24 protein-coding genes are annotated in these 26161 nt (G+C 62.3%); 20 read left to right on the top strand and 4 right to left on the bottom strand.

Going from position 1 to position 26161, the window contains the following annotated elements; genetic code table 11:
• Positions 1 to 222 precede the first annotated feature (222 nt).
• The 9 genes from H7C19_RS13800 to H7C19_RS13760 all read left to right on the top strand — a co-directional run bounded on the left by H7C19_RS13800 (position 223) and on the right by H7C19_RS13760 (position 6188).
• Positions 223 to 615: a cupredoxin domain-containing protein gene (locus tag H7C19_RS13800; protein ID WP_185143228.1), complete on the top strand. Its 393-nt coding sequence runs from the start codon at positions 223 to 225 to the stop codon at positions 613 to 615.
• Between the two features lie 33 nt (positions 616 to 648).
• The gene (locus H7C19_RS13795) at positions 649 to 1170 is read left to right on the top strand and encodes a hemerythrin domain-containing protein (RefSeq protein ID WP_185143227.1); all 522 of its coding nucleotides are present in this window, start codon (positions 649 to 651) and stop codon (positions 1168 to 1170) included.
• Positions 1171 to 1442: 272 nt separating this feature from the next.
• Positions 1443 to 1988: a DoxX family protein gene (locus H7C19_RS13790; RefSeq protein ID WP_185143226.1), complete on the top strand. Its 546-nt coding sequence runs from the start codon at positions 1443 to 1445 to the stop codon at positions 1986 to 1988.
• 87 nt (positions 1989 to 2075) lie between these two features.
• Positions 2076 to 2561 (top strand): hemerythrin domain-containing protein, encoded by a 486-nt coding sequence (locus tag H7C19_RS13785; RefSeq protein ID WP_185143225.1) that lies wholly within the window; start codon positions 2076 to 2078, stop codon positions 2559 to 2561.
• A gap of 190 nt (positions 2562 to 2751) precedes the next feature.
• On the top strand, positions 2752 to 3396 hold the full coding sequence (gene mobA, locus H7C19_RS13780) for a molybdenum cofactor guanylyltransferase (RefSeq protein ID WP_185143224.1): 645 nt from the start codon (positions 2752 to 2754) through the stop codon (positions 3394 to 3396).
• The gene (locus H7C19_RS13775; RefSeq protein WP_185143223.1) at positions 3393 to 3827 is read left to right on the top strand and encodes a universal stress protein; all 435 of its coding nucleotides are present in this window, start codon (positions 3393 to 3395) and stop codon (positions 3825 to 3827) included. Before mobA ends, H7C19_RS13775 begins: the two co-directional genes overlap by 4 nt.
• Before the next feature lie 55 nt (positions 3828 to 3882).
• Complete coding sequence (locus H7C19_RS13770; protein ID WP_246469485.1) at positions 3883 to 4053, top strand: cytochrome c oxidase subunit 2A; 171 nt, start codon at positions 3883 to 3885, stop codon at positions 4051 to 4053.
• Between the two features lie 18 nt (positions 4054 to 4071).
• Entirely contained in the window at positions 4072 to 4542 is a 471-nt protein-coding gene (locus H7C19_RS13765) for a cytochrome c oxidase subunit II (RefSeq protein WP_185143222.1), read from the top strand.
• Positions 4543 to 4553: 11 nt separating this feature from the next.
• Complete coding sequence (locus H7C19_RS13760; protein ID WP_185143221.1) at positions 4554 to 6188, top strand: b(o/a)3-type cytochrome-c oxidase subunit 1; 1635 nt, start codon at positions 4554 to 4556, stop codon at positions 6186 to 6188.
• Between the two features lie 115 nt (positions 6189 to 6303).
• On the opposite strand, the gene H7C19_RS13755 is transcribed toward H7C19_RS13760, so the two are convergent.
• The 3 genes from H7C19_RS13755 to H7C19_RS13745 all read right to left on the bottom strand — a co-directional run bounded on the left by H7C19_RS13755 (position 6304) and on the right by H7C19_RS13745 (position 8418).
• On the bottom strand, positions 6304 to 6675 hold the full coding sequence (locus tag H7C19_RS13755) for an ArsR/SmtB family transcription factor (protein ID WP_185143220.1): 372 nt from the start codon (positions 6673 to 6675) through the stop codon (positions 6304 to 6306).
• Entirely contained in the window at positions 6676 to 7101 is a 426-nt protein-coding gene (locus H7C19_RS13750; RefSeq protein WP_185143219.1) for an SRPBCC family protein, read from the bottom strand. It abuts the gene before it with no gap.
• A gap of 153 nt (positions 7102 to 7254) precedes the next feature.
• A complete protein-coding gene (locus tag H7C19_RS13745; protein WP_185143218.1) occupies positions 7255 to 8418 on the bottom strand; it encodes a conserved virulence factor C family protein in 1164 nt (387 codons plus the stop codon).
• 458 nt (positions 8419 to 8876) lie between these two features.
• On the opposite strand from H7C19_RS13745, the gene H7C19_RS13740 reads away from it, so the two are divergent.
• The 4 genes from H7C19_RS13740 (at position 8877) to H7C19_RS13725 (ending at position 14201) form a co-directional block, all read left to right on the top strand.
• On the top strand, positions 8877 to 9851 hold the full coding sequence (locus H7C19_RS13740; protein WP_185143217.1) for an MBL fold metallo-hydrolase: 975 nt from the start codon (positions 8877 to 8879) through the stop codon (positions 9849 to 9851).
• Entirely contained in the window at positions 9848 to 11467 is a 1620-nt protein-coding gene (locus tag H7C19_RS13735; protein ID WP_185143216.1) for an ABC-F family ATP-binding cassette domain-containing protein, read from the top strand. The genes H7C19_RS13740 and H7C19_RS13735 overlap by 4 nt, the downstream gene beginning before the upstream one ends.
• A 331-nt stretch (positions 11468 to 11798) precedes the next feature.
• Positions 11799 to 12878: an NAD(P)H-dependent flavin oxidoreductase gene (locus tag H7C19_RS13730; RefSeq protein WP_185143215.1), complete on the top strand. Its 1080-nt coding sequence runs from the start codon at positions 11799 to 11801 to the stop codon at positions 12876 to 12878.
• 255 nt (positions 12879 to 13133) lie between these two features.
• Positions 13134 to 14201 carry a C40 family peptidase gene (locus H7C19_RS13725; RefSeq protein ID WP_185143214.1) on the top strand — a complete coding sequence of 356 codons (1068 nt, stop codon included), beginning with the start codon at positions 13134 to 13136 and terminating at the stop codon, positions 14199 to 14201.
• A gap of 620 nt (positions 14202 to 14821) precedes the next feature.
• Here the strand turns inward: H7C19_RS13725 and H7C19_RS13720 are convergent.
• Positions 14822 to 15958, bottom strand: coding sequence for an MGDG synthase family glycosyltransferase (locus H7C19_RS13720; RefSeq protein WP_185143213.1), 1137 nt, complete (start codon positions 15956 to 15958; stop codon positions 14822 to 14824).
• 178 nt (positions 15959 to 16136) lie between these two features.
• On the opposite strand from H7C19_RS13720, the gene kapB reads away from it, so the two are divergent.
• From kapB to H7C19_RS13685, 7 genes are all read left to right on the top strand, one after another.
• The gene (gene kapB, locus H7C19_RS13715; RefSeq protein ID WP_185143212.1) at positions 16137 to 16508 is read left to right on the top strand and encodes a sporulation phosphorelay system protein KapB; all 372 of its coding nucleotides are present in this window, start codon (positions 16137 to 16139) and stop codon (positions 16506 to 16508) included.
• 116 nt (positions 16509 to 16624) lie between these two features.
• The gene (locus tag H7C19_RS13710; protein ID WP_246469484.1) at positions 16625 to 17218 is read left to right on the top strand and encodes a TetR/AcrR family transcriptional regulator; all 594 of its coding nucleotides are present in this window, start codon (positions 16625 to 16627) and stop codon (positions 17216 to 17218) included.
• Between the two features lie 92 nt (positions 17219 to 17310).
• Complete coding sequence (locus tag H7C19_RS13705; protein WP_185143211.1) at positions 17311 to 19425, top strand: YhgE/Pip domain-containing protein; 2115 nt, start codon at positions 17311 to 17313, stop codon at positions 19423 to 19425.
• A gap of 100 nt (positions 19426 to 19525) precedes the next feature.
• Complete coding sequence (locus H7C19_RS13700; protein WP_185143210.1) at positions 19526 to 19702, top strand: YjfB family protein; 177 nt, start codon at positions 19526 to 19528, stop codon at positions 19700 to 19702.
• A gap of 882 nt (positions 19703 to 20584) precedes the next feature.
• A complete protein-coding gene (locus H7C19_RS13695) occupies positions 20585 to 22843 on the top strand; it encodes an Ig-like domain-containing protein (RefSeq protein ID WP_185143209.1) in 2259 nt (752 codons plus the stop codon).
• A 241-nt stretch (positions 22844 to 23084) separates the two neighbouring features.
• Complete coding sequence (locus H7C19_RS13690) at positions 23085 to 24932, top strand: sensor histidine kinase (RefSeq protein WP_185143208.1); 1848 nt, start codon at positions 23085 to 23087, stop codon at positions 24930 to 24932.
• Entirely contained in the window at positions 24913 to 25956 is a 1044-nt protein-coding gene (locus H7C19_RS13685; protein ID WP_185143207.1) for a response regulator, read from the top strand. The genes H7C19_RS13690 and H7C19_RS13685 overlap by 20 nt, the downstream gene beginning before the upstream one ends.
• The last annotated feature ends 205 nt before the right edge of the window (positions 25957 to 26161 follow it).

Here is a 26161-nt window from a genome sequence, read left to right as displayed (position 1 = left end):
GTCGCATGCACGCTCCGTTCGATGCTGTAACGATACTTTTTATCGTTACAGGTCGCATGCACGCTCCGTTCGCCGTTGTAACGATACTTTTTATCGTTGCAGGGCTAGCCCCCGACTTATGTCCGTTCTGTGGCATCGCCGCGCGCTGTGACGGATGTCACAGTGGGGCCGCCTGTCTCGCCGGTATGATGGACGCATATCGAATCCGAGGAGGATGCAGACATGAAGAGATGGGGATACGCAAGCGCGACGCTGCTCGCGGCGGTAGTGATCGCGTCCGGCTGCGGCGGAGGCGGCAAGGCGAAAGACGACGCTTCGGGGCCTGCTGAGAGTCCGACTGTCGACGCGGGAGCGGCGAACGTCATCACGATCAACGCCAAAAACTTTGAATTCGACCAGAAGGAAATCAAGGTCAAGCACGGCGAAGAGGTCACGATCAAGCTGGTTAACGGCCAAGGCAACCATGCGATCCGGATCGACGGCTACGACAAAGAGATCAAGGGCAATCAGGCCGTCACGTTCAAGGCCGATCAAGCGGGCGAATTCAAATTCGCATGCTCGGTGATGTGCGGCAAGGGCCACGCGGAGATGACCGGCAAGCTCATCGTCGAATAACGCCCGCGCCGGGCGGAGAGGAGGAGGAGGCAGATGGGCGGACAGCAAACGATCGACCGAATCCTGGCATCCGGGGGGAGCGCCGCCAGCCTTGCCTTGAACGAGACTGTCGTCCGGGCGAAGCTGGAGCGCGACCTGCTCGAGATGGAGCTGCAAGACCTGTACGCGCAGGCATGCACCGTTCGTCTGGATGAGGACGCGGCGCGGCTCAACCGGGAGATCCGGGAGCTGCGCGAGGCGGTCCGACATTTCCTGGCCGAATGGAGCGCCCACGTCGCCTGGGAGCAGTCGGAGCTGTTCCCGTGCGCCGCCTGGTGCCTGGCCGAGGAGCCGAGCCTGTTCGCGTCGATGAAGGAGGACTACCGACGGGCGGAGCGGTTCGTCCGCGACTTCCTGCATGCGATGGAGCAAGCGCCGCTTCCCGTCTCGCGGGAGCAGGCGAAGAAGCTGGCCGCCGGTCTGCTGCAAGCCTATGCCTGCCTGAAGAACCGGCTTCGCGAGGAAGAAGAGATCGTGATGTCGTTGGAGGACCGGGTGAATGTCTTTCGCGAGTGAGCGCCGGTTTGCTTTTTCGCAACAAGTGCCTATATTCACAAAGTATTCACCGGCCGTGTGACGAATCTCACATTCAGCGCGGTGCGAACGCTCCATACTGAAGGTGCAAGGCGATCTTCAAACGGGAGCTGCAAGGCGATCTTCAAACGGGAGCTGCAAGTCGATCTTCAAGCGGAGCTGCAAGCGATCTTCAAGCGGAGCCGCAAGACGAACTTCAAACGAATGTTGCAAGGCGATGTTCAAACCCCCATTTCCGAAGGGAGATGACCCTCATGGTCATGAGATGGTTCAAAGAAAACGTATGGGCGGCAGTCGCGATCACGCTGTTGCGGATCTATGTCGGCTGGCAATGGATCGATGCGGGCTGGCACAAGCTGACCGGAGGCTTCAATGCGACGGGCTTCCTCAAAGGCGCGACGACGAAGCCGGTGACGGACCATGCGACGCAGGCGGTGATCTTCCCGAACTACACCTACTTCCTGGAGCACTTCGCGCTGCCGAACGCCAAGCTGATCAACGTCCTCATCCCGCTCGGCGAGTTCCTGATCGGCATCGGGCTGATCGTCGGGGGACTGACCTTGACGGCCGCGTTCTTCGGCATGATGCTGAATCTCCTGTTCCTCTTCGCAGGCACCGTAAGCACGAACCCTTGGCTGCTGCTGCTCGCCTTCGTCATCTTTACGGCCGGCGCCAATGCAGGACGCTTCGGACTGGACGCCTATCTGCTGCCTTGGCTCGCCAAGGGCTGGACGAAGCTGACCGGCCGCGAGACCAAACCGAAGACCGGCGGCATGAACGGCAAGATTCTGCCGCATTGAACCGGCCGCACCGCTCGAACCGATCGCACCGATCGAATCGAGAGCCGCGCGCCAGCTGTTTCCAAGTTCATCGAGGAGAGTGTGCCTATGAGACCGAGCAACCCGCCGCTGCTGGAGTGGTACCTGTCGCACGATCAATGGCGCGAAGAGCATGAAGCGCTCCGGGACCGCTTGCTGGAGCTGTGCCGTATGATGAAGTGGAATCCGGCCAACTACGACTACCCCGATTGGGAGGCTCACCATCTCGCGGTGAGGGAGAAGTTCATCCCGTTTATGCGCGATTGGCTGCGGCACCTGGCCATGGAGCGGCGAACGGTCTATCCCGTAGCCAGGACCGCGATCTGCGGAGGACGAATCGGACCGGTGTCCGTCCTCGAGCAGGACGAACGAATCGCGGGGCAATTCTACGATGCGTATCTGCAAGCCGCCGGGCGGGACGCCTCCCCGGAGGATGCGTTGTCCCACCTGCTGCAGGTGCTGATCATCGTCGCGGAGCACTTTCGCGTCGAGGAGGAGCTCGTCATGCCCGCCGCGGAACGGCTCATGGAGGAGATCGAGTACAGCGGTTCGTAAAGGCCGGCCGACGGCAGCGAATCGCGACTGGCGAAAAAGGCGTTGCAACGACCGTCCGGGGGCGCTATGCGTACCGGCGTTTGCGGAAGGTCGGGCCGGGGCATACCGGCCATGCGGACGGGGCAGGATGGAAACCGGGGCCTTCCGTGCCATGCAACGGAAGGTCTCCGCGCGATGAGGGGGGAGAGGCATGACGAACCCGGCGATCACGGGCGCGATTCTGGCGGGAGGCCCCGGCACCGGCATGCCGGGCGTGTTGAAGCCGCTGCTCCGTATGGATGGCGAGACGCTGATCGAGCGGCAGGTTCGCCGCATGAGGGAACTATGCGCCGAGATCATCGTCGTCACGAACGCGCCGAAGCCGCTCTTCGCCGTTCTGGACGCCGACGTACGGATCATCACCGATTACTTTCCCGATAGCGGGCCGCTGGGCGGCATGCACGCGGCGCTGCGGCTCGCCAAGCATCCATGGGTATGGATCGCGGGGAGCGACATGCCGTTCGTCTCGCCCGAAGCGGCTAGCCGGCTGCGGCTCGGCCGGACGGAGCCCTGCCGGGCGGCGATTCCGCTCCTGGACGGCCAGCCGGTCGTCCTGCACGGCCTCTACGATGCGCGGTGCGCCGAGACGGCCGGCCGTCTGCTCGCCGGCGGCGAGCGCGGGCTGGAGGCGTTCCTGGGCCGACTGCGTTGGCAGGGCGTACCGGCGGACGCGTGGCTGGACGAAGCCGGCATGCGGCATTTCGCGTACAAGATCGACAAGCAAGCCGATTATGAGCGGGCGCAGGCGTTGTTGGCGCAAGAGAGAACCTCGCCCAAGGAGGAAACAGCAAGATGAGCTATCATCGCATATTGGCCGCCTTCGACGGCTCGGAGCTGGCGGAGAAAGCCCTTCGCCATGCGGTCGACCTGGCGGAGCGCAAGCCGGGCACCCACTTGACCGTCGTGCACGTCCGGCAGCGTCCCGTCGTCTTCGGCGCAGCCGGTTACGGGTTCGTTCAGCCCGAGGGGCTCGAACAGGAGATCGCGGCTCACGAGTCCGCGCTGCTCGCCCGGATCCAGCAGTGGACCGAGCCGCTGGCTTACGCGGAGATCGCCGTGCTGACGGGGCTGCCCGCGCCCGCGATCCTGGCGCACGCCGCGGCGCGCAACTGCGATCTCATCGTGATGGGCAGCCGCGGACTGACGACGCTGAAGGAGATCATGCTGGGCAGCGTCAGCCACCATGTCGTGCAGCGGGCCACCGTGCCCGTGCTGGTCGTGAAATAACCGGGGCCGGGCGCGGCGTCGATCGATCATTCTAAGCTGGACAGGAGGAATCGGTATGCCGGATCTGCATCCTCGAACGGAACAGCCGGAGGCACGGCGCGAGACGGGCAAAAACGCGGAACATGAGCCCGTCCTTACGGGTACGTTCGTCTCCGTGCTGCTGGTCGGCGCGGTCATCACGGCCTGCTGGCTGGGCGTGCTCTACTTATTCATTTCGCGCAATTAAGGAGGGGGATTGGCCCGGATGCATCTTCACCGTCTCGAGAAAACCTGGCTCGGCATCGGCATCACCATGCTGGCCCTATTTCTGGCCATACTCGGCACGATGGCGTTCAGCATGGGGATGGCGCCGCCGAGCGAGCATCATCATACGGTCGATCCGCGGAAGGTCGCCGAGACGGCGCCTTTCGACCGGCCGGGCATCACGCAGGTCGGCGACAAGCACTACGAAGCCGTGATGGTCGCCTACGCCTTCGGCTACGAGCCGGAGAAGCTGGAAGTGCCGGCAGGCTCGAAGATCGACTTCACCATGACGAGCTCCGACGTCGTCCACGGCTTCGAGATCGTAGGGACGAACATAAATCTGATGGTGCTGCCGGGCGAGGTGAGCCATATCAGCCACACGTTCGACCAACCCGGCGAGTACTTGATCCTGTGCAACGAGTATTGCGGCACGGGCCATGAATATATGAAAACGACCATCGTCGTCAAGTAGGAGGAAGAGGCATGATACCGACTTTCGACCGCAAGGACGGCAAGCTGGTGCTCGCCCATGTGCTGTTCGCGTTCGCGGCGCTGCTGGTCGGCGGCATCGCCGGCCTGCTGCAAGGCTTGGTGAGAGGCGGCATGGTGACGCTGCCCGCGAACATCGGGTATTACGAGCTGCTCACCGCGCACGGCGTCCTGATGGCGCTGATCTTCACGACGTACTTCATCATCGGCTTCCTCTATTCGGGCGTGTCCCATACGCTGGGCGGACAGCTGCGCCCCGCCGCGCGGAAGCTCGGCTGGACCGGATATCTCGTCATGTCGGCCGGCACCGTTCTCGGGGTCATCGTCATTCTGTCAGGCAAAGCTAGCGTGCTTTATACCTTTTACGCGCCGATGAAGGCGTCCCCCTGGTTTTACGTGGCCTTGGCGCTCGTCGTCGTCGGCAGCTGGCTCAGCGGGTTCGGCGTCTTCTGCCAATACCGGCGCTGGCGCCGCGAGCATCGCGGCAAGCTGTCCCCGCTGTTCGCATTCATGGCTGTCGTAACGCTGCTCATGTGGCAGATCGCCACGATCGGCGTAGCGGCGGAGGTCGTCGTGCAGCTGATCCCATGGTCGTTCGGCTGGGTCGATTCCGTCAACGTCGTGCTGAGCCGCACGCTGTTCTGGTACTTCGGCCATCCGCTCGTCTACTTCTGGCTGCTGCCCGCCTACATCTGCTGGTATGTAGTCATTCCCAAGATCATCGGCGGCAAGATCTTCAGCGACGCGCTGGCCCGGCTCGCCTTCATCCTGTTCCTGCTCTTCTCGATACCGGTCGGCTTCCACCATCAGCTGATGGAGCCCGGCATCGGCGGCTTCTGGAAGTTCCTGCAGGTCGTGCTGACGTTCATGGTCATTATCCCTTCGCTCATGACCGCGTTCTCGATGTTCGCCACGTTCGAGATGAACGGCCGCGCCAAAGGCGCGAAAGGCTTGTTCGGCTGGCTGCGCGTATTGCCCTGGAAGGACGTTCGCTTCTTCGCCCCGTTTATGGGCATGCTCGTCTTCATCCCCGCGGGGGCCGGCGGCATCGTCAATGCGAGCAATCAGATGAACGCGGTCGTGCACAACACGCTCTGGGTCACCGGACACTTCCACCTGACGGTGGCGACCAGCGTGGCGCTGACCTTCTTCGGCATCGCCTACTGGCTCATTCCCACGGTGACCGGCCGCGTCCTGACGCCCCGGCTGAATCGGCTGGGCATCATCCAGACGCTCGTGTGGTGCGTCGGAATGCTGTTCATGTCGGGGCCGATGCACATCGTCGGACTGATGGGCAGCCCGCGCAGGACCGCATACACGACCTACGGCGACCATCCGGATGCGATCCTCTGGATGCCGTACCACGTGGCGATGGCGATCGGCGGCACGATTCTGTTCGCCGGCGTCCTCCTGATCGTCTACAACGTCATCGCCCTGATGCGCGCGCCGAAGGGGGAGACGGTCTATCCGATCGGCGAGGTCGCGGAGGCCGCCGAAGCGACGCCGCGCTATCTCGAGCGCTGGAGCGTCTGGATCGGCATCGCGGTCGCTCTCATCCTGTTCGCGTACACGATCCCGCTCATCGACATGTTCCGCGGCGTCACCTCGCCCGGCTTCGTCACCTGGTAGAGGTGGCCCGGCGCCCGGCGTTGCCGCTCCTTCGCGTCCGGTCGCCTGATCGGCAGCCCTCCGGAAAGACAAGCAACCCTGCCCCGGCGTCAGCCGGGACAGGGTTGCTTCTTGTCTATTCGCGCCGTTCGTCCAGCGGCCGCGGACCTTTCGGCAAGCTTGCCGGATCGTCGCTCTCCACCAGCAGCTTCAAGGCGGCGAGCTTGTTGTTCCAGTAGCGCTCGAAGTAGCCGAGCCAATCGCGGAGCTCCTGCAGCGGCTCGGGCTGCAGGCGGTAGCGCGTCTCCCGGCCGACCTTCTGCTCCGCCACCAGTCCGGCCTCGGAGAGGATGCGCAGGTGCTTGGAGACGGCGGTACGGCTCATCGGGAAATGGCTGCTGAGCGCTGTCACGGGCATCTCTTGCTCCGACAGCAGGCCGAGCAGCTTGCGGCGGGTCGGGTCGGCGATGGCTTGGAAGACGTCGTGCTTGGGCGCCGCCTCCGCCATTTAGCCCTCGACGTAGCCGCGCAGCTTCGCGCCGATGCCGGTCCAGCCCTGAGCCATCCGGTCGCGCACGATGCGGTGGGATTCGCCGAATTCGGTCAGGACGTCCTCGCTCCAGCCGCCGTGGATCAAGGTGAATTCGGTGCGTCCGCCGTCCAATTCCTTTAATTCGAACGTGAGCGTCCAGTCTTTGCCCCAGTTGAATCTCAGGCGGCTCGGCGGATCCAGCTCCGTCACCTTGCAGGGCGACATGCCGAACGGGCCGGCGTTCAGCTCGAACTCGCGGCCGACGACCGGCTCGAAACCGATGACCGGCATGAACCATGCGCCGATGCTCTCCGCCGTGGAGACGGCGTTCCACACTTTTTGGATCGGGGCATTGAATTCGAGCGTCTGACGGATATCGGGAAGGGTTGCGTTTTGCGACATGCGAAGGACCTCCAAAAGTTAAAATGAGAAACCAAATGGTTTCGTGTTGATTATACGAAACCATTTGGTTTCATGTCAATGGCCGCCGCCGATCCTTTAATTGGAGTGCCAGACTTGCAGCCGCATCCGCCGCCGTTAAGGGCGATCGCGTGCTTACTTGGCGCCTTGTCCGTCCTGTTGCTCGCGCATCCGCGTCATTTGCTGCCACACCGAGCCGGCCGCTTCCTCGCCGCTCCGGATACGCGCGACGGCCATCTCCGCCTGCAGCTTCACCTCGAATTCCTGCTCCGTCGCCGCGACGCGCTCCAAGGCTTCAAGCGCCGTCTCGTCGCCGGCTTCGTAGAGGAACCGGGCCGCGCGCCAGCGCACCAGCTTGTTGCCGTCGCCGAGCGCCTTTACCATCGGTCCGATCGCGGCGGGGTCGCCGATATCGGACAGCGTGTCGCCCGCCGTCCGGCGCACGGACGCCGACGAGTCCTGCAGCGCGCCGAACAGCGGCGGCAGCGCCTCCGGGATGCGCAGGTCGCCGAGGTAGACGACGGCGAGCCGGCGCACCGATACCTGCGTGTCGCGCACGGCCTGCGCGAGCAGGGGCAGATGCGTCGACTCCGGCTTCAGCCGGGCGAGCGCCGCGTAGCGCGTCTCCCAATCGGGCGCTTGCAGCCGCTCGGCCAGCTCCTCCAGCGTCAGCTGCGCCGGCGGTTCCGGCGGCGCGGCTTCCTCGCCCGCCTGCGCGCCCATCGCCTGCGCCTGTTCGATCAGCGACCGCAGACGGTCGTCCGGGTACGCCGCGTTCAGCTCCCGCTTCACTTCCTCCAGGATGTCCTGGGGGTCGCCGTAACGGACGCCGAACTCCTCGAGCTTCCGCTCGCGGATCATCGAGGAGCCCGCCGCTTCGGACACCGCCTTCGCGAACTTGTCGGGCAGCGCGGCCCGGGCTTCCTGCCCCCCGCTCTGCACGCGGATCTGCATCGGGATGCCGCGGTACATCTGCACGAGCACCCGCGCCTCCCCGAAGCCGTAGGCGTCCGGAGACGCACCCGCGGCGTCCGCGACGCTGTCGGCCCCGAACAGATCGCGGACCGCCCCGAGAATGACGGCCCAATCGGCGTTCGGCTTGCGGTCCACCGCGATGAAGTCGGCGGCGCGGAATACCGCCTTCACGCCCGCAATGCCCAGCAACCGGTGGTAGAACGGCGGAACTTGGTCCCGTTGGGCCAAGGTATACGTATAGCGCTCGTGAGACGCGAGCTTCTCGTCCACGTTCAGCTTCATGGAATTCGGACTAGGCGTCGGTTCAATCGATAACAGCTTCATAGGTCATCCTCGCTCTCCGGGAGTCTTTTCCTTTCATCATACCGAATGGATCCTTTCGCGTCACGTCCGTCCCTTCCCGAAGGCTCTCCGATCGGAACGCGTCTCCCGACTCCGGCAAGCCGGCGAAGCCGCTCGCGCCAGCCTCGCGCCGAACGTCGCGGACGGCCAAAAACGGGTACATATTCAAATGGACCAACGCGGCCGCCAAGCCGCCGCGTTCATAGCACGAATTAAGACGGATGAAGCCGCTAACCCGGCTCCGCTTCTTCCCCAAAGAAGGCGCGGCCAGGCTTGCCGGAGCGATTCGGAGAGGGTGCGTTCGCGCCTCCTTTTCCGAATCGTCTCCGATAAAACCGTATTCGCCGCTTCAAAAAAGAGGCGCAGGCGGTTGTTACTTGTTTGGTACAATCGCGCTTTTCCTGCTATAGTATGAAGGAGTACATCCACGGAGGGGTTTCATGCGCAAAAGTCGCTACGGCAACCTGGATTCCATACGCGCCGGGAGCGCGGGTAGACACCAGTTCGCACGATGGCGCCAAGAACGGCTGCAGAAACTGATGAACAAGGAATACCAGGATTGTGTTCCCAGCGTCGCTCCCGACTTGTCCTTTTTGCAGCACAACCGCCAAGAGCCGTCCATTACCTGGATCGGCCACTCCACGTTCCTGATCCAGATGGGCGGCCTGAATATCGTCACCGACCCGGTCTGGGCGCGCCGAATGGCGCTGCAGAAGCGTCTGGCGCCGCCCGGCGTAGAGTTGTCGGACATGCCGTCCGTCGACGTCGTGCTCGTCTCCCATTCCCACTACGATCATCTCCATTTCGGCTCGCTGCGGCGGCTGAGAGGCCCCAAGCGGCTCTTCGTGCCCGCCGGACTCAGCCGGAAGCTGGAGCTGCGGGGATTCCGCCAGGTGCAGGAGATGCACTGGTGGGAAGACATTTCGCTCCACGGCGTCAAGTTCTCGTTCGTGCCGGCGCAGCATTGGACCCGGCGCAATCCTTGGGACATGAACAATTCCCACTGGGGCGGCTGGGTGATGGAGATCTACGGCGGCCCGACGATTTATTTCGCCGGGGACAGCGGGTACTTCCGCGGCTTCGCGGAGATCGGCCGCCGCTTCGATATCGACGTGGCCCTGATGCCGATCGGCGCCTACGATCCCGAGTGGTTCATGGCCGCCCAGCACGTCAGTCCCGAAGAAGCCCTCAAGGCGTATCTCGATCTCGGCGCGGACTTCTTCGTCCCGATGCACTACGGGGCGTTCAAACTGTCCGACGATACGCCGAAGCAGGCGCTCGAGCGGCTAGAGTCCGAACGATCCCGTCTCGGCATTTCCCGCGATAAGTTATTTTTGCTGCATCATGGCGAAACCATGCGTTTCACGCAGAGCCATGTCACCGATAATGAAGCAAAGGATGGATTGGATTCATGATTACAGTTAACAACGTCAGCCTCAGATTCGGGAAACGCCCGCTGTTCGAGGATGTCAACATCAAGTTCACCCCGGGGAACTGCTACGGCCTGATCGGCGCCAACGGCGCCGGCAAGTCGACGTTCCTCAAGATTCTGTCCGGCGAAGTCGAGCCCTCCAGCGGCGAAGTCTTCATCACCCCGGGCGAGCGCATGGCCGTCTTGAAGCAGAACCACTTCGAGTACGACGAGTATACCGTGCTCGAGACCGTCATCATGGGCTACGAACGCCTGTACAAGGTGATGAAGGAGAAAGACGCGATCTATCTCAAGGAAGACTTCTCCGACGAAGACGGCATGCGCGCGGGCGAGCTCGAAGCCGAGTTCGCCGAGATGAACGGCTGGGAAGCCGAGAGCGACGCCGCGGAGATGCTGAACGGCCTCGGCATCACGACCGACCTGCACGACAAGAAGATGGCGGAGCTCGGCGGCAACGAGAAGGTCCGCGTCCTGCTCGCCCAGGCGCTGTTCGGCCAGCCGAACATCCTGCTCCTGGACGAACCGACCAACCACTTGGACCTCGAGTCGATCAACTGGCTGGAAGAGTTCCTGTCCCGCTACACGGGCACCGTCATCGTCGTATCCCATGACCGGCACTTCCTGAACCAGGTCTGCACGAACATCGCCGATATCGACTTCAGCAAGATCCAGATGTACGTGGGCAATTACGACTTCTGGTACGAGTCGAGCCAGCTCGCCACGCAGTTGATGCGCGACCAGAACAAGAAGAAGGAAGACAAGATCAAGGAGCTCCAAGCGTTCATTCAACGCTTCTCCGCCAACAAGTCCAAGGCGAAGCAAGCGACGAGCCGCCGCAAGATGCTCGACAAGATCTCGCTGGACGACATTCGTCCTTCGAGCCGGAAGTATCCGTTCATCCAGTTCAAGCCGGAGCGCGAAGCGGGCAAGCAGATCGTGACCGTAGACAACGTGACGCTGACCGTCGAAGGCGAGAAGGCGCTGGACGGCGTCTCCTTCGTCGTGAACAAGGGCGACAAGATCGCGCTCGTGGGCCCGTACGGCCAAGCGAAGACGGCGCTCTTCCAGGTCATGATGGGCGAAGCGACGCCGGATTCGGGCTCGGTCAACTGGGGCGTAACGATCACGCCGGCCTACTTCCCGAAGGACAACTCCGCCTACTTCGACGGCGTCGAGACGTCGCTCGTGGACTGGCTGCGCCAGTACTCCAAGGATCAGGACGAGTCGTTCATCCGCGGCTTCCTCGGCCGGATGCTGTTCTCCGGCGACGAAGCGCTGAAGAAGGCTTCGGTGCTGTCCGGGGGCGAGAAGGTGCGCTGCATGCTGTCCAAGATGATGCTGACCGGCGCGAACACGCTGCTGCTCGACGAGCCGACCAACCACTTGGACCTCGAGTCGATCACCGCGCTGAATAACGGCCTCGTCGATACCGAAGAGACGATGATCTTCACGTCGCATGACCATCAATTCATCCAGACGATCGCCAACCGCATTATCGAGATCACGCCGAACGGCTTGATCGACCGGATGACGACGTACGACGAGTACCTCGAGAGCCCGGAGATCAAGGAGCTGCGCGCGCGCATGCTGCCGGCTTAACCGGCGTTTCTCCGGCCCCGTCGCGCTTCGGCGCGGCGGGGTTTTTGCCGTTCGCGAACCGGACTCGACCGGGGGGAGGAGGGCCTGCGCGGATGCGCCCAACTTTGTAACACAATTGTAATATTGGAGCTGTTTCAATCCCCGCCGATTTGTACAAGGTATGAATGACCCCCCTTTTCAATATAATCATTTCCTTGGAGCTCCAGGCCGACGGCCTCGGGCTCGCTTTTTTTGAGACGCGGGGTCATGCCGCGCAACTCTCGGACGCTACCGCGCGTCTAAGGGACAACAGCCAGAAACGGGATGACGGAGAAGGAAAGCGGGTAGCGAGATGAAAACGAAGTTAAGCACGGTCCTCTGCGAGCGATTGGGAATCGAATATCCGATCGTGCTCGCGGGCATGGCGGGAGGACCTTCCACGCCGGCGCTCGCCGCCGCGGTGTCCCGCGCGGGCGGGCTCGGTACGCTGGGCGCCGCCTACATGGCGCCGGCGGACATCCGCGAAGCGATCCGGACCGTCCGGCAGCTGACGGATCGGCCGTTCGCGGTCAATCTATTCGCGGTCGACCTTAGGGACGACAATTCGAATATCGAACAAGTCCAACGGCAGTTGGACCGGGCCAGGGCGGACTTGGGATTGCCGCCCGCCGCGGAGGGGCCGCTCAAGACCGCGGACCGCTTCGAAGAGCAGCTGGCGGTCGTTCTGGAGGAACGGGTGCCCGTCCTGAGTACGGCCTTCGGCCTGCTCCCGGCATCGGCCGCTCTGGCCGCGCGTTCGGCCGGCATGAAGATCCTGGCGATGGCCACGACGGTGCGCGAAGCGGTCTTGGCCGAGCAGGCCGGATGCGACGCGGTCGTGGCTCAGGGCGGGGAAGCGGGCGGTCACCGCGGCACCTTCGATGTCGCGGAACATCCGATGGGGGCGAACGTAGGCACGTTTGCGCTGATTCCGCAAGCGGTCGACAACGTCCGCATCCCGGTGATCGCGGCCGGAGGCGTCATGGACGGGCGCGGGCTGGCCGCCGCGATACTGCTCGGGGCCCAAGGGGTTCAGATGGGGACGAGGTTCCTTGTCGCCGCCGAGTCCGGGGCGCACGAGGCATACCGGCAGGCGCTGCTGGACAGCGACGAAGAGAGCACCGTCCTTACCGCAGCGTTCTCCGGCCGTCCGGCCCGGGGCATCCGCAACGCGTTCATCCGGCAATGGGAAGACGGAGGCACGGCGCCGCTTCCGTTCCCCACGCAGAATACCGCGACGAGAGATATCCGGAACGCCGCCGCCCGGCAGAGCCGTTCGGACTATATGTCCTTATGGGCGGGGCAAGGAACCCGTCTGCTGAAAGAAGGCCAGCGCGCCGAGGAGATCGTCGCCGAGACGGCCCGTCAAGCCTTGTCCTTGCTGGGCGGATAAGGGAGGCCGTTCCGGCTTGGGAAAGCGCCCTTTGGGTTGGTAAATAATTGAAAGCGGGGAGCGAAAGTCCTTCGGGGACAACGCTCCCCGTTCTTTTTGCCTATTCGCGTGCGGAACTGTCTTCCTAGAGAGGAAAGGCCGACTAAGCCGTCCGTCTGATGGAAGGGGCGGGCGTCCGAACTATAATGGACCCGTGGGATTGTTTGTTTCGACAAATTTCCACAAAATCCATCGTTAGGAGGATGTCTTATCCCCATGAAACGCGGAGTTATCGGTCTCTTGTCCTCGTTGTTGTTCGCTTCCGCCATCCCGGGTCTCGCCTCGGCCGCAACCGCGAGCGCGGGCACGGCGGACGTCGTCGCGACGGTCAGCTTCCGGGACCAGCCCAGCACCTCATCCAACGTCATCCGTTATCTGAAGCAAGGCGATCCGATCACCCTCTTGCAGAAGGTCAACGATTACTGGTATAAAGTCGAAGATCGCACCGGCAGCGTGGGGTACGTCTCTTCGAGCGCCAAATACATCCGCGTCGGACAAGCTCCAGCCAGTCCTGCGCCGGGCGGGAACGCCTCCATCGTTAGCTCCGTCAACTTCCGCCAAACGCCGTCGGCCAGCGGCGCGCAGATCCGCTTCCTGAAGAAGGGCGAACGCGTCACCGTCACCGGCCAGCCCAACAGCTACTGGTACGCCGTGACGGACGCCAACGGCGTGTCGGGTTACGTGAGCGCTTCGTCGCAATACATAAAGCTGGAAGGCTTGGCGACGCCGACACCAACGCCAACGCCAAAGCCGATACCGACGCCGAAGCCGACGCCCGCGCCAACGCCGATGCCAAAGCCGACGCCAACGCCGACGCCGGCGCCAACCCCCGCTCCGTCCGCCAACGCGAGCGCCGAGAAGGCGATCTCGGCCGGCATGAAGTATCTGGGCACGCCGTATGAATTCGGCTCGGATCGCAACTCCACCAAGACATTCGATTGTTCGGCCTTCATCCGCCAAGCGTTCAAGGACGGCCTCGGCATGACGCTGCCCGCCGATTCCCGGCAGCAGGCCGCCTACGTGAAGGGCAAAGGCAACGCCACGACCGACTGGCATAAGCTGAAGCGCGGCGATCTGATGTTCTTCATGGATTACAAGGGGACCAAGGCATCCAACTACGCCGGTAAATCGCCTTTCGGCGAGCGGGTCTCGCACGCGGCCATCTATCTCGGCAACGGTCAAGTGCTCCATACGTACTCCAAGGCGTCCGGCGGCGTCCGCGTGGACAGCATCGAAGGCAAGCATTGGGAGTACCGCTTCCTATACGGCGGCAGCGCGCTCTGATCGCAGGGCGATCGCCGATGAATCAAAAGGAAGGGCCGGACAGCGGTATGCTGACCGGCCTTCTTGTCGTTTGAGGATGGAGGCGGGCAGCGTGACTAGAAAAGTCGACATTGAGATGCAATGCGCGATTGCATGCGGGGAGATCGTCGATAAAATCGACCAACGCGCGCTTCCAGGCGGACGAATGCAGGGAGATGGTCGATAAAATCGACCAACGCGCGCTTCCAGGTGGCCAAGTGCAGGGAGATGGTCGAAAAAATCGACTAACGCGCGCTTCCAGGTGGCCAAGTGCAGGGAGATGGACGATAAAATCGACTAACGCGTGCTTCAAGGTGGCCAAGTGCAGGGAGATGGTCGATAAAATCGACTAACGCGCGCTTCAAGGCGGCCAAGTGCAGGGAGATGGTCGATAAAATCGACGAACGCACGCTTCAAGGTGGCCGATTGCAGGGAGATCGTCGATAAAATCGACGAACGCGCGCTTCCAGGCGGCCGAATGCAGGGAGATCGTCGATAAAATCGACTAACGTCAACGTTTGCTGTCACGTACCGCCGTCCAGTTTCCTAACCGAAACAAGCCTCCCGCATGCGAGCGAGAGGCGTTTCTTTTCCGCGATAAGTCACTCGACGGCTGTGAGATCGTCCTTCAGCAGCGCGAGGATCGCTTCGGCGCACTTGGTCGGATGGTATTCGGCGTTGCGCAAGGCGAGGAGCGTGTCCCGGTGCTGATATGCCGCGTACGGCACCTGGATGAGCTTGAACCAGCGGTCGATCGTCTCGGTAGAGGTGAGGAGCTCGCCGAAGCCGTGCGCGACGAAGTAGTCGAGGTTCTCCTCCTCCTGTCCGGGGATCGGCTCGTAGAACAGCATCTGGATGCCCTTCGCCATGCCTTCGGTGCAGGTCATGCCGCCCGGTTTGGTCACGAGGAGATCGGAGACGTCCATCAGCTTGCTGATCTCCTTGGTGAACCCGAGCACCTTGACGTTCGGATGCTGGAAGCGCGGATCGGCCAGCAGCTTCTCGCGCGCCTTCTCGTTGCTCCCCATGCACAGGATGAGCTGAACGCGGTCGGCGAACGTCGTCATGTACTCGACCATCTGCTCCCCGGCCATGAGTCCCCAGCCGCCGCCCATGATGAGCACGGTGGGCATGTCCGACAGTTCGAACTGGGACAGGATCTCGGCCCGGTCGTGCGGATGCCAGAAGTTCGGATGGACGGGAATGCCCGTCACCTCGACCCGGGAAGGGGGCACGCCTTGGGAGACGAGCTTGTTCAGCACCGTCGGGGAACTGACGAGGTACGTCGTGACCTCCGGGTTCGTCCAGGTGGCATGCGCATCGTAATCGGTAATCAGGGTATACAAAGGGACATCCAGTCCCAGCTGCTTCAGGCGGCTTACGACCGCGTTCGGGAACGGATGGGTGCAGACGATCATGTCGGGCTTCAGCTGGCGCACCACGTCGGAGACCTGATTGTAGAACAGGCGGTGCAGCGCGAACCGGGTGAGCCGATTGAGCGATTTATGATAGTGACCCTTGTATAGTTTGCCGACAAGCTTCGGTTGTTTGCTTACGGTCTTGCGGTAAGCGGACAAGATCAGCGGCCCGATGACGGGATTGAGGAACGTCCCCAGCTCGATGACGCGGGTCTGGACGCGCGGAGACAGCTGGCGCAGCCCGACGGACAGCGCGTACGCGGCCTGCGTATGTCCGGTGCCGAAGCCTTCCGAAAGCAGTAAAATTCGTTTTTTACGCATCGCAAAAGATCCCCCACTTTACCTACTTCCATATTACGCGGTTCGAAGGCCGGGGACAAGTGCGAGGGGGATTTTTTACAAGGAATTGACAGCCTTGGCCGATTGCTGTGTGTGCCCGTGCAAACCGGTAGCCGCATGTTGTAGAATGCAGGTAGATCAAGGACGGGAGGCGCATGAAATGGAGACGGAGCAATCGATCGTCAGGGCGGAGTACAAGACGGGACAATATATCGGACGGGTCGTGGAGACGGACGGCCGCCGGACGCTGGTGGAGGTGCTAGCCGTGCTGCGGCATCCGACGCAGGGAGACCTGCACAGCTCCTTCAATCCGGACGCGGCGCTGTTCCACGAGCGCCGGGCATCGGCTTATCGGGAGAAGGTGTGGGCGCTGTCCCACGAGGTCAAGCCGTACGGCGGCGAGATCCCGGAATACCGGGAGTCGCTGGCCGCGGCGTTCGGCGCGGAGGCGGAGCGGATCGACCGGATGAAGCGCTGGGCGGAGCGTTGTCAGACGCAGCTGGACAGTCTGAAGGCGGACTACGGCATCTAACTATTGAAACGAAAGCCGCGATGTGTTATCGTGTGTTAGAACGAACTGACCGAATTGTTATTTTGGTCAGTTCACGACAGTCTTCCGCGACGCGGGCAACGGGAGGAGAGCCGCTCATGACCCTCATGGAGCGCAGAACGCCGGATCGGCGCAAACAGGTGATCGAAGCGGCTTCCCGCTCGTTCGCCGCGTTCGGCTACAAGGCGACGACGATGGATCAGGTCGCGAAGGCCGCCGGCGTCGGCAAAGGGACGATCTACACCTTTTTCGCCAACAAGGAAGAGCTGTTCGAAGAGATTCTGAAGGATCTGATCCGCGAGCTTCGCGCGGTAGCCGAGGAGACCGTGGATCATTCGCTGCCGTTCGCCGACAACCTTATGCAGGTGCTGCAGCGCGTGCTCGGCTATCGCGACCGCCATGCGCTGATCGTCAAGCTATCGCAGGAGGTGCGCGATCTCGGGACTCCGATGGCCAAGGAAGGACTCGAGACGGTAGAGCGGTCGATCATCGCCTACATCGCCGGCCACCTGCGGGAACCGATGGACAAGGGCGAGATCCAGCGGGCCGATCCGACGCTCACCGCGTACATGATGCTGAAGATGTATTTGGCGCTCACGTCAGAGGGCAGCCACCTGCACGAGCCCTTAAGCGCGGAGGAAGTGCTGACGAACTTCCGGTTCTACTGCATCGAAGGTTTGGCGGTCCGTTGATCGCTTCTTTTTTTGCTCTGAATTGACCAAATGAGGGAAATGGTCAATAAGTATTGAAGCAAGGCGGATAGGGATAAAGGAGAGAGATGAACATGGCAAAATCAAGCAAAGCTCCCGGCGTCGTCGCGGGGGAATTCCGGCGGCTCTCGCGCAGCAAGATGGCGATGCTGTCGATCGTCGGCCTCATGGTCATTCCGCTGCTCTATAGCGGGATGTTGATCGGCGCCTTCTGGGATCCGTACGGCAAGCTCGGCGATCTCCCCGTGGCGGTCGTGAACGAGGATGCCGGCGCGACGATGAAGGACCGGCAGCTCGCGATCGGCAGCGATCTGGTCGACGAGCTGAAGAAGAAGGACGACTTCAAGTGGGCGTTCACGAACGCCAAGGATGCGATGGAGGGGTTAAAGGATCACCGCTATTCGCTGGCTTTCGTTATTCCCGAGGATTTCTCGAAAAAGACGGCGACGCTGCAGGACGAGACGCCGCAGCAGGCCGACATCCAATACTACGTCGACGACGGTTGGAACTACCTGACTTCGCGGATTGGAGAGCAGGCTTCGGAGAAGCTCAAGACGGACGTGGCGCACGAAGTCACCAAGGCGTACGCCGATGCCGTCTTCTCCTCGGTCGGCGAAGCCGCGAACGGCTTCGGCGAAGCGAGCGACGGGGCGTCGAAGCTTGCCGACGGCGCGAAGGACGCCAAAGACGGCGCGCAGCAGCTGCACGACAACCTGGCGAAACTGGCCGACGGCACGATTAAGCTGCAGCAAGGGGTCGGCCAGCTCGCGGGCGGCGCGGCCAGCTTGACGAGCGGCGCGCAGTCGGCCGCGAAGGGCGCGGCTTCGCTCGCGGACGGTCTGAAGCAGTTGGGTGCCGGCGAAGCGCAGCTCGAAGCCGGCGCGGCGCAAGCCGACGCGGCGGCCGGTCAAGTGGCCGCGGGCGCCGGGAAGCTGGCGGAGAGCGGCAAGACGCTGGCCGCCGGTGCGGAGCAGACGCAGACGGGCGTCGCCGCGGTCGCGGACGGCGCCGGGAAGCTGGCGGCCGGGCTGAAGCAGTACGCCGAGGCGCACAAGGACGATGCGGATGCCGCGGCGCTGCAGCAGCTGCTGGCCTCCGCGCAAGCGGTAGCCGCGGGCGCGGAGCAGGCGCACCAAGGCGCGGCCGCGGTAGCCGACGGCGCAGGTAAGCTCTCCGCCGGTCAGCAGGACCTCGCGTCCGGCGCGGCGCAGCTGCAAGCCGGGACGGCGAAGCTGCGGCAGGGGCTCGGCACGTTCGGCGCCAAGCTGGGCGCGGCGCAGATCGGCGCGTCGGATCTGGCCGCAGGCGCCGGGAAGTTGGCGGCGGGCGCGGGCACGCTGCAGCAGGGCTTGACCGACGCCGGCAAGGGCGTGGGTACCGTCAAGAGCGGCGCGACGCAGCTCGCCGACGGTACGGTGAAGCTGCAGGATGGACTCAAGCAGCTGCAGGACGGCTCGGGCGAGCTGTCGAGCAAGCTGGGCGATGCGTCCAAGCAAGCCTCCGACCTGAAGTCGGGCGACAAGCAGACCGAGATGTTCGCCGATCCGATCGGCGTCACCGAGCACAAGCTCACGGACGTGCCGAACTACGGCACGGGCATGACGCCGTACTTCCTCGCCCTCGGCTTGTACGTCGGAGTGCTCATGTCCACCGTCATCCTGCCGCTCCGCGACGCGGCCGGCGTAGTGAAGAGCGGCTGGTGCTGGTACCTGTCCAAGCTGCTGCTGTTCGCGCCGATCGTCGTGCTGCAGACGGTGCTCGTGGACACGGTGCTGATCGCCGGCCTCGGCTTGAAGGTGCCGCACGTGGCCGCATTCTACGGCATCACCGCCGTCATCGGGCTGACCTTCATGGCGATCGTGCAGTTCCTGGTTACATTGGCCGACACGATCGGGCGGTTCCTCGCGATCGTGCTGCTCACGCTACAGCTGGCCTCCAGCGCCGGCACGTATCCGACCGAGCTGCTCCCGGCTTGGCTGCAGCACATCAGCGGCTGGATGCCGATGACGCACGCGATCGAAGCGCTGCGAGTGGCCTTGTCGAACGGCCCTGCCTCGCGGATCGGCGAGCAGCTGCTGCTCATGGCCGTTTACGCCGTGGCGTTCGCGGCGTTCACGGTCGTCCTGTTCGCCGTACGCCGCCGCCGTGCGGCATCGGACGAAGGTTCCCTCTATCTCGCGCAGGGATAATGTGGTAGTCTGGGCTTGTTCGATCAAAACGTATCGCCCTCTTCTGAGAAGACGGCGAAACCGTTTTTGTTTTCCTAATACCGCATGAGGAGGTCTGTTGATGAGCGCCATTAGCGGAGTGACCGCGGTTGCGACCGCCGCACTCAAGCAAGAGGTCGGCATCGCCGTGCTGGCCAAAGCGAAGGATCAGTCGGAACAGCAAGGCCAAGAGCTCGTCCGCATGATGCAGCAGAGCGTTCAGCCGCATCTGGGCGGGAACGTCGATCTCTCGGTTTGACCTTGCGAGCGGACGGAAGCGCCCCACCTGCAGAAGTTTCTGCGGGCGGGGCGCTTTCTGTTTGTCGGGGAAAGGAAGCGCGAAGGGCACCTCTGGGGGAGGCGTGCTCGGCGCTGTGTAGCTTGAAGTAACCGCCTATTGCGGTTATCGCGCCCCGCTCAGCCCAATGTAGCCTCGAGATAACCGTATGTTGCGGGTATCGTGGTCTGTTCGGCCGTGTTTAGCCTCGCGATAACCGTATGTTGCGGGTATCGTGGTCTGTTCGGCCGCGTTTAGCCCCGAGATAACCGCTTTTGGCGGTTATCGTGCCCCGCTCAGCCCTATGTAGCCGGAGATAACCATCTTTGGCGGTTAACGTGGCCTGTTCGGCCCTGTTTAGCCTAGAGATAACCGTTTGTTGCGGTTATCGTGGTCTGTTCGGCCGCGTTTAGCCCCGAGATAACCGTCTTATGCAGTTATCGCACCCCGCTCGGCCCTGTGTAGCCTCAAACTAGCCTCCTTTTGCGATTATCGCGCCCCTCGCCTCTCGCCTCCAGACTATCACGCACTCGAATATACGCCGCAAATCCGACTTGCACGGTTACTTCTACCCGCCCGCCATTCACAGTTAACGCGCCCCCTCGATACTCGCCCCTCGGCTCCTCCCGCGCCCGAGTGTCCGACACCTTTGCTCCCGTCTTTTCCAGCCTTCCAACCCGAAGTTCAATCACATCCCCTCGGCACATAGCCGCTTTCCATGAGGAAGCGTAGTCTTGATGAATTGCGACTTATGTCCCGTTTTTTCGTCATTTTCTTCATTTTCCCAGCGCGGATGCCGTTACTAACGTTAGGACTGACCCTGGAAATCCAAAGAATTCGTGCCTTAGGAGGAACACTCGAACGATGATCAGCATCCGCAACGCAAGGAAACAGCCCGCTAGCACACGTCCCTCTTCGATCTTGACGCGCCTGACGGCGGTCTTCTTGTTCGCGATTCTGCTCTGGCTCCCGATCGGGGAATCGGGCATCGCCTCCGCCGCGACGACGGTATCCAGCGTGCGACTGGACGAGCTGACGCCGGACGAGAAGACGCTGTACGTCGAAGACGGCTCCCTCGCCCTGCTGCTGTGGGCGAACTTGAGCGTGGACGGCTCCGCCAGAACGGACAATGTCACCAACGACGCGACGTGGATCTCTTCCAATTCGGCGGTCACCGTCAACAAAGGCGTCGTGACGGCAAACGGCGAAGCGACCAACGTCGTCATCACGGGCAAATATCAAGGCTACTCCGCCAGCGTGACGCTGAACGCCCGCTACCGCTACTCCGGCTTGACGCTGAAGCGCCACGGCCTGACCGAAGCGGCGCCGGACAAGCTCGACGTGCAGCTCGGCGAATCGCACAGCCTGGACGCGTTCGGCGTCGACGGCGGCGCGGAGACGGACCTGACCGCCAAGGCGAGCTGGACTTCTTCGAACGAAGCGGTCGCGACCGTCGACAAAGGCGTCGTCACGCTTGTCGCCGCCGGCAAGACGACGATCACCGCGAAGTATCAAGGCCGAACGGATAAGATCGAATTTAACGTAACGCTGCCCTACAAGACGCTGGCGATCCAGTCGTCCGACGGCAAGGCCGGCCCGTTCGAGATGCAGGTCGGCGAAGCCGATCAGCAGCTGAAGGCCATGGCGACCAAGTCCGGGGGCGGCAAGGAGAACGTCGCTTCTCTGGCCACCTGGAAAAGCAGCAACGAAGCAGTAGCGACCGTCGACGAGAAGGGCAAGATCAAGGCGGTCAGCCCAGGCACGGCTACGATCACGGCAACGTACATGGGCTCGGTCGGCACGGCTACCCTGGCAGTACGCGCGCCCTATGAGGCGCTGCAGCTGTCGCCTAACGAAGCCCAATACCTGTCGCTTCAAGGCGAGCCCTTGCCCGTGACGGCGAAGGCCGTGAACGGCGCGTCGACGGATCCGGACCTGATCGGAGCGGTATGGGAATCGGCCAATCTGCTCGTCGCCTCGGTGAGCGGTAACGGCGGCACGGCGACGATCACGCCGCGCGGCGAAGGCACGACCAAGATCAAGCTGACCTACAAGGGCGTCTCCAAAGAATTGTCCGTGACGGTCTACCCGACGATCGAGAAGATGGAGCTCGGGAAGACGAAGCTGGACGTCTATGTGGACGACAAGGGCGATCTCCCGTCGGTCAAGGGAACCTCGATTAACGGCGGCGCCGTCGATCTCGGCAAGGCCGTGACCTGGACCTCTTCGGACGAAGGGATCGTCAGCCTCGACGAAGACGGCAAATGGAAGGCATTGGATGTCGGCACGGCCACGCTGACGGCGAAGATCGTGAACGGCGCCGGCGGCGAGATCGCGAAGTCGCTGGAAGTGAACGTGACCAAGAAGGCGCTGACGCTCATCGCGGACAACGACAACGTGAGCATCGTCATCGGCAAGGAGGTCGACCTGCCCAAGATTCGGGTCGTCTATGAGGACGGCAACGAGGAAGACGTGACGGACAAGGTCACTTGGAAGTCATCCTCGACCAACCTGGTCGTGAGGGAGAAGACGCTGAAAGGTCTGCTTCCCGCCAAGGTAACGCTGACGGGCACGTACTCGAACAAGACGGTTCGCGTCCAAGTAACGGTGGAGGAAGAGTACGCGAGCTTCGTCATCGAACCGGCCGCCGTCTCGCTGACTTTGAACAAGTCCCAGTCGATCAAGGTGACCGGCAACACCAAGTCGGGCAAAAAGGTAACCCTCAGCACCCGCGTCGAATGGCAAGCTTCATCGAATACGCTCCTCACGGTGAAGGGCAGCATCGTCAAGTCGCTCGCCGAGGAAGGCAGCGGCAAGCTGACCGCCTCCATCCAAGGCAAGCAGTTGGAGGTTCCGGTCACGGTCAAGGCGAAGCTGAGCAAGCTGACCGTGTCGGAGCCGTCCCTGACGTTGGCGCCCGGCGCGTCGGAGAAGGTCGTCGTGACGGCCGTCTACGAGAACGGCAGAACGCTCGACGTCACTTCGTACTCGGCCTATACGGCGCCGTCCGCCAAAGTCGCCAAAGCGACGAACGGCACGGTCACGGCGGTTGCCAAAGGCAGCGTCACGATCAAGGCGGCCTACGGCGGCAAGACCGTCAGCATCCGCGTGAAGGTCAAATAAAAACGGCCTCCGCAAACGCGCTTCGAACATCAAATCCCGCCGAATCGGCGGGATTTTTTGATCATCCGGCATTTATAAGTTTCACGCCTATCCCAATTCGCATGACCTCCGATAAAAACGTGTCGCCGCGTAAGAAGACGGCAAAGCCGTTTTTACTTGCGCGGTCGCGAACTTGGTCCGCACGGACAAGCATGATGTACCAGCGGCCCAAGGGATGAAATAAGGCGGAGGTTCCGTTAGAATGGACTCAAATGCCGCGGAAGCGCTTCAGCAGCCGAGAACCGACAGAGAGGGGGAGCGCCGCATGGACTGGATCGTCAAGCTGATCATGAACCGCAAGTTTTTCACCAAGATCTTCATCTCCATCTCGATCGTATCGTTCATCGGCGTGTTCGGCATGGCGTTCGTCTACCAGCGCTACTTCAAGGAAGTGCTGACGAACAACGAGATCTACCGGGTGCAGCGCTCCATCGACCAGACGGCGCTCAATCTGGACAACCAGCTCTACCGGATCGTGAACAATGTGCACTACTTCTTCGAATACTCGGGCAACGGGAACCGGCTCATGGCGACCTCCACCGCGGACGGGACTTCCGAAGCGCGCCGGGACCGGACTTGGGCCGAGAACGCGCTCGGCGCCTTCCGCCTGCAGTATTCGAGCGAGCTCGAATCGGTGTTTTTCCTGCTCCGGGACCACGCGGACGGGGACAAGGAGACGCTGTTCTACGATTCGGAGCTGACGCCCGTGCCCGAGATGGATTACCGCGCCCAGAGCTGGTACCGGGACTTCATCGCGGGGCGGAGCAACTTCTGGTCGCAGCCGACGGAGGAGCTGCTCTTTTTCCAGGACCGCTCTTTGAAGACGATCTACCTCACGCTGAGCCGATATGACGCCCAAGGGCGGGACGGCATCCTCGTCGTGCGCCTCAACGGCAAGATGTTCAGCGACGCCTTCCGCCTGCTCGCGACCGCCGACCTGAACCTTGAGCTGCGCAACGCGGCAGGCGAGATCGTGTACGCGTCGCCCACTTCGCGCGAAGACGTCGATCCGGTACGCGATATCCGGATGGAGTCGAACCTCGGCCAGTCGGGGTTTCAGGTACAGGCGCACATCAAGCAGACGTTCATCGACCAAGCGGTTCGCAAGGTCCGGAGCATTCAGCCCTACATTATCGTCGCGATCGCGCTGATCACGCTGTTCATCTCGCTGATTCTGTCGCTGTCGCTGGTCCGGCCGGTCAAGAAGCTGCTGCGGCTCATGAAGAAGGCGGAGCTCGGCGATCTGGACGTGCGGTTCAACGGCAAATTCGCCGACGAGGTCGGGATTCTGGGCAACGGCTTCAACCGGATGCTGGAGAACATGACCCAATCGATCGACAAGGCCCACGACGCCGAGATGAAGAAGCTGAACGCGGAGATGAAGCAGAAGGATGCGACGCTGCTCGCGATGCAGAACCAGATCAATCCGCACTTCCTGTACAACACGCTGGAAGTGATCAACTGCCAGGCGATCATCCACGAGGTGCCGAGCGTCAGCCGCATGAGCAAGGCGCTAGCCGACTTCTTCCGCTATTCGATCGGCCACCCGAAGGCGGAGGTGCCCCTGGCCGTCGAAGCGGCCCACGTGCGCACGTATTTGGACATTCAGCACGAGCGCTACCCCGAGCTCGAGATCGATATGGACGGCTTGGCGGCATACGGCCGTTACCCGATCGTCAAGCTGACGCTGCAGCCGATCGTGGAGAACGCGTTCAAGTACGCCTTCACGGGGCAACGCGACTACTATCTGCGGCTCTATGCCGAAGACGTGGACGACCGCAGCTATGTCATTCATGTCGAAGATAACGGAGAAGGCATGGAGGAGGAACGGCTGCTGCGGATGAACGAGCTCCTGCAGGTCGCAGGCGAGGGGAGCGGCGCCGGAGAAGACGCGCCGTCGGGCATCGGCCTGCGCAACGTGCAGAACCGCATCCGGCTCCGCTACGGCGCGCCGTACGGGCTGAACGTGCAAGAATCGATGTCGGGCGGCGTGGACGTAGCGATCCTGCTGCCGAAGAGGGGGAACGGCGATGAAGATCTTGATCGTTGACGACGAGCCGGTGATCCGCAAAGGGGTCATGAAGCTGCTGGAGAACAGCCATATCGCGATCACGGAGATGCGGGAGGCGAGGAACGGCGAAGAAGCGCTGCTTGCGATCGCGGAGAGCAAGCCCGACCTGATCGTGACCGATATCGAGATGAACGTGATGGACGGGCTGGACCTGATCGAGCGCATCCGGGAGATGCATGCGGATATCGAGCTGATCGTCCTGACGGGCCACGCGGACTTTCACTACGTGCAGCGCGCGCTGAGGCACCAGGTGGCGGACTACCTGCTGAAGCCGATTACCCAAGAGAGCCTGAACCAAGTGCTGTCCAAGACGCTGCTCAAGGATCCGGCCAAATGGACCTCGCTCATGGACTTCGACAGCATCCGGGCGATGACGGGGATCGTCGGGGCGTTAGCCCGCGACGTCATGGGCGAGCACGAGCGCGAGTCGCGGGAGCATCTGGGGCAATGGTTCGGCTTCTGCGCGGACAAAGGCTATTCCTGGACGGAGCTGAAGCGGATCATGGGACACTTCGAGCTGCTGTTCCGTTCGGAGCTGTACTTGCTGCTCAAGGGATACCCCAAGGCGCAAGCGGCGGAGGAGCTGCGCGTGGCCGGCTCCGTCGATGAGATGCGCGCCAATTGGGAACAATATCTGGACGCGCTGATCGCCTCGATCTCGGACAAGCGGTCCCCGCGCAACAAGCGCGTCGTCGACGAAGCGGTCCGCTTCATCGAAGCGCGCTACGGGGACAAGGAACTGAACCTTCAAGCGATCGCGGCGAACGCCAAAGTGAGCCCGGCGTACATGAGCAAGATGTTCCGCGAAGTCATGGCGAAGCCGATCACCCAGTACTTGAACGACTATCGCTTGGAGAAGGCCAGCGCCTTCCTGCTCGCGCAGACGGACGCCAAGATCGCGGCCGTAGCCGACGCGTGCGGGTTCAACGACTACCCTTATTTCTCGAAGGTGTTCAAGAAGCATTACGGCGTCTCCCCGCTGGAATATAAAGAGAAGCATTAGACGCCGTCGCCATAACAATGTCATGAACCTTGACATCAAGGTTCATTTTTTTATGGAATGCAAGCGATTTAGTTTTTTGAAGACAAGATTCGGTGTCAGGATACATTGCTGAAAGCCTTTGCAAGTCTTAGAATTTGGATTGTTACCTCAAGTGACATGTCAGGTTTAACGGGGGATCGGCTAGCGCAGCCGAGTTGGAAAAAGG

Origin of the sequence: Cohnella nanjingensis (assembly GCF_014212125.1) — a bacterium.
Taxonomy (GTDB): Bacteria; Bacillota; Bacilli; order Paenibacillales; family Paenibacillaceae; genus Cohnella; species Cohnella nanjingensis.
This window is presented reverse-complemented; position numbering and strand designations above follow the sequence as displayed.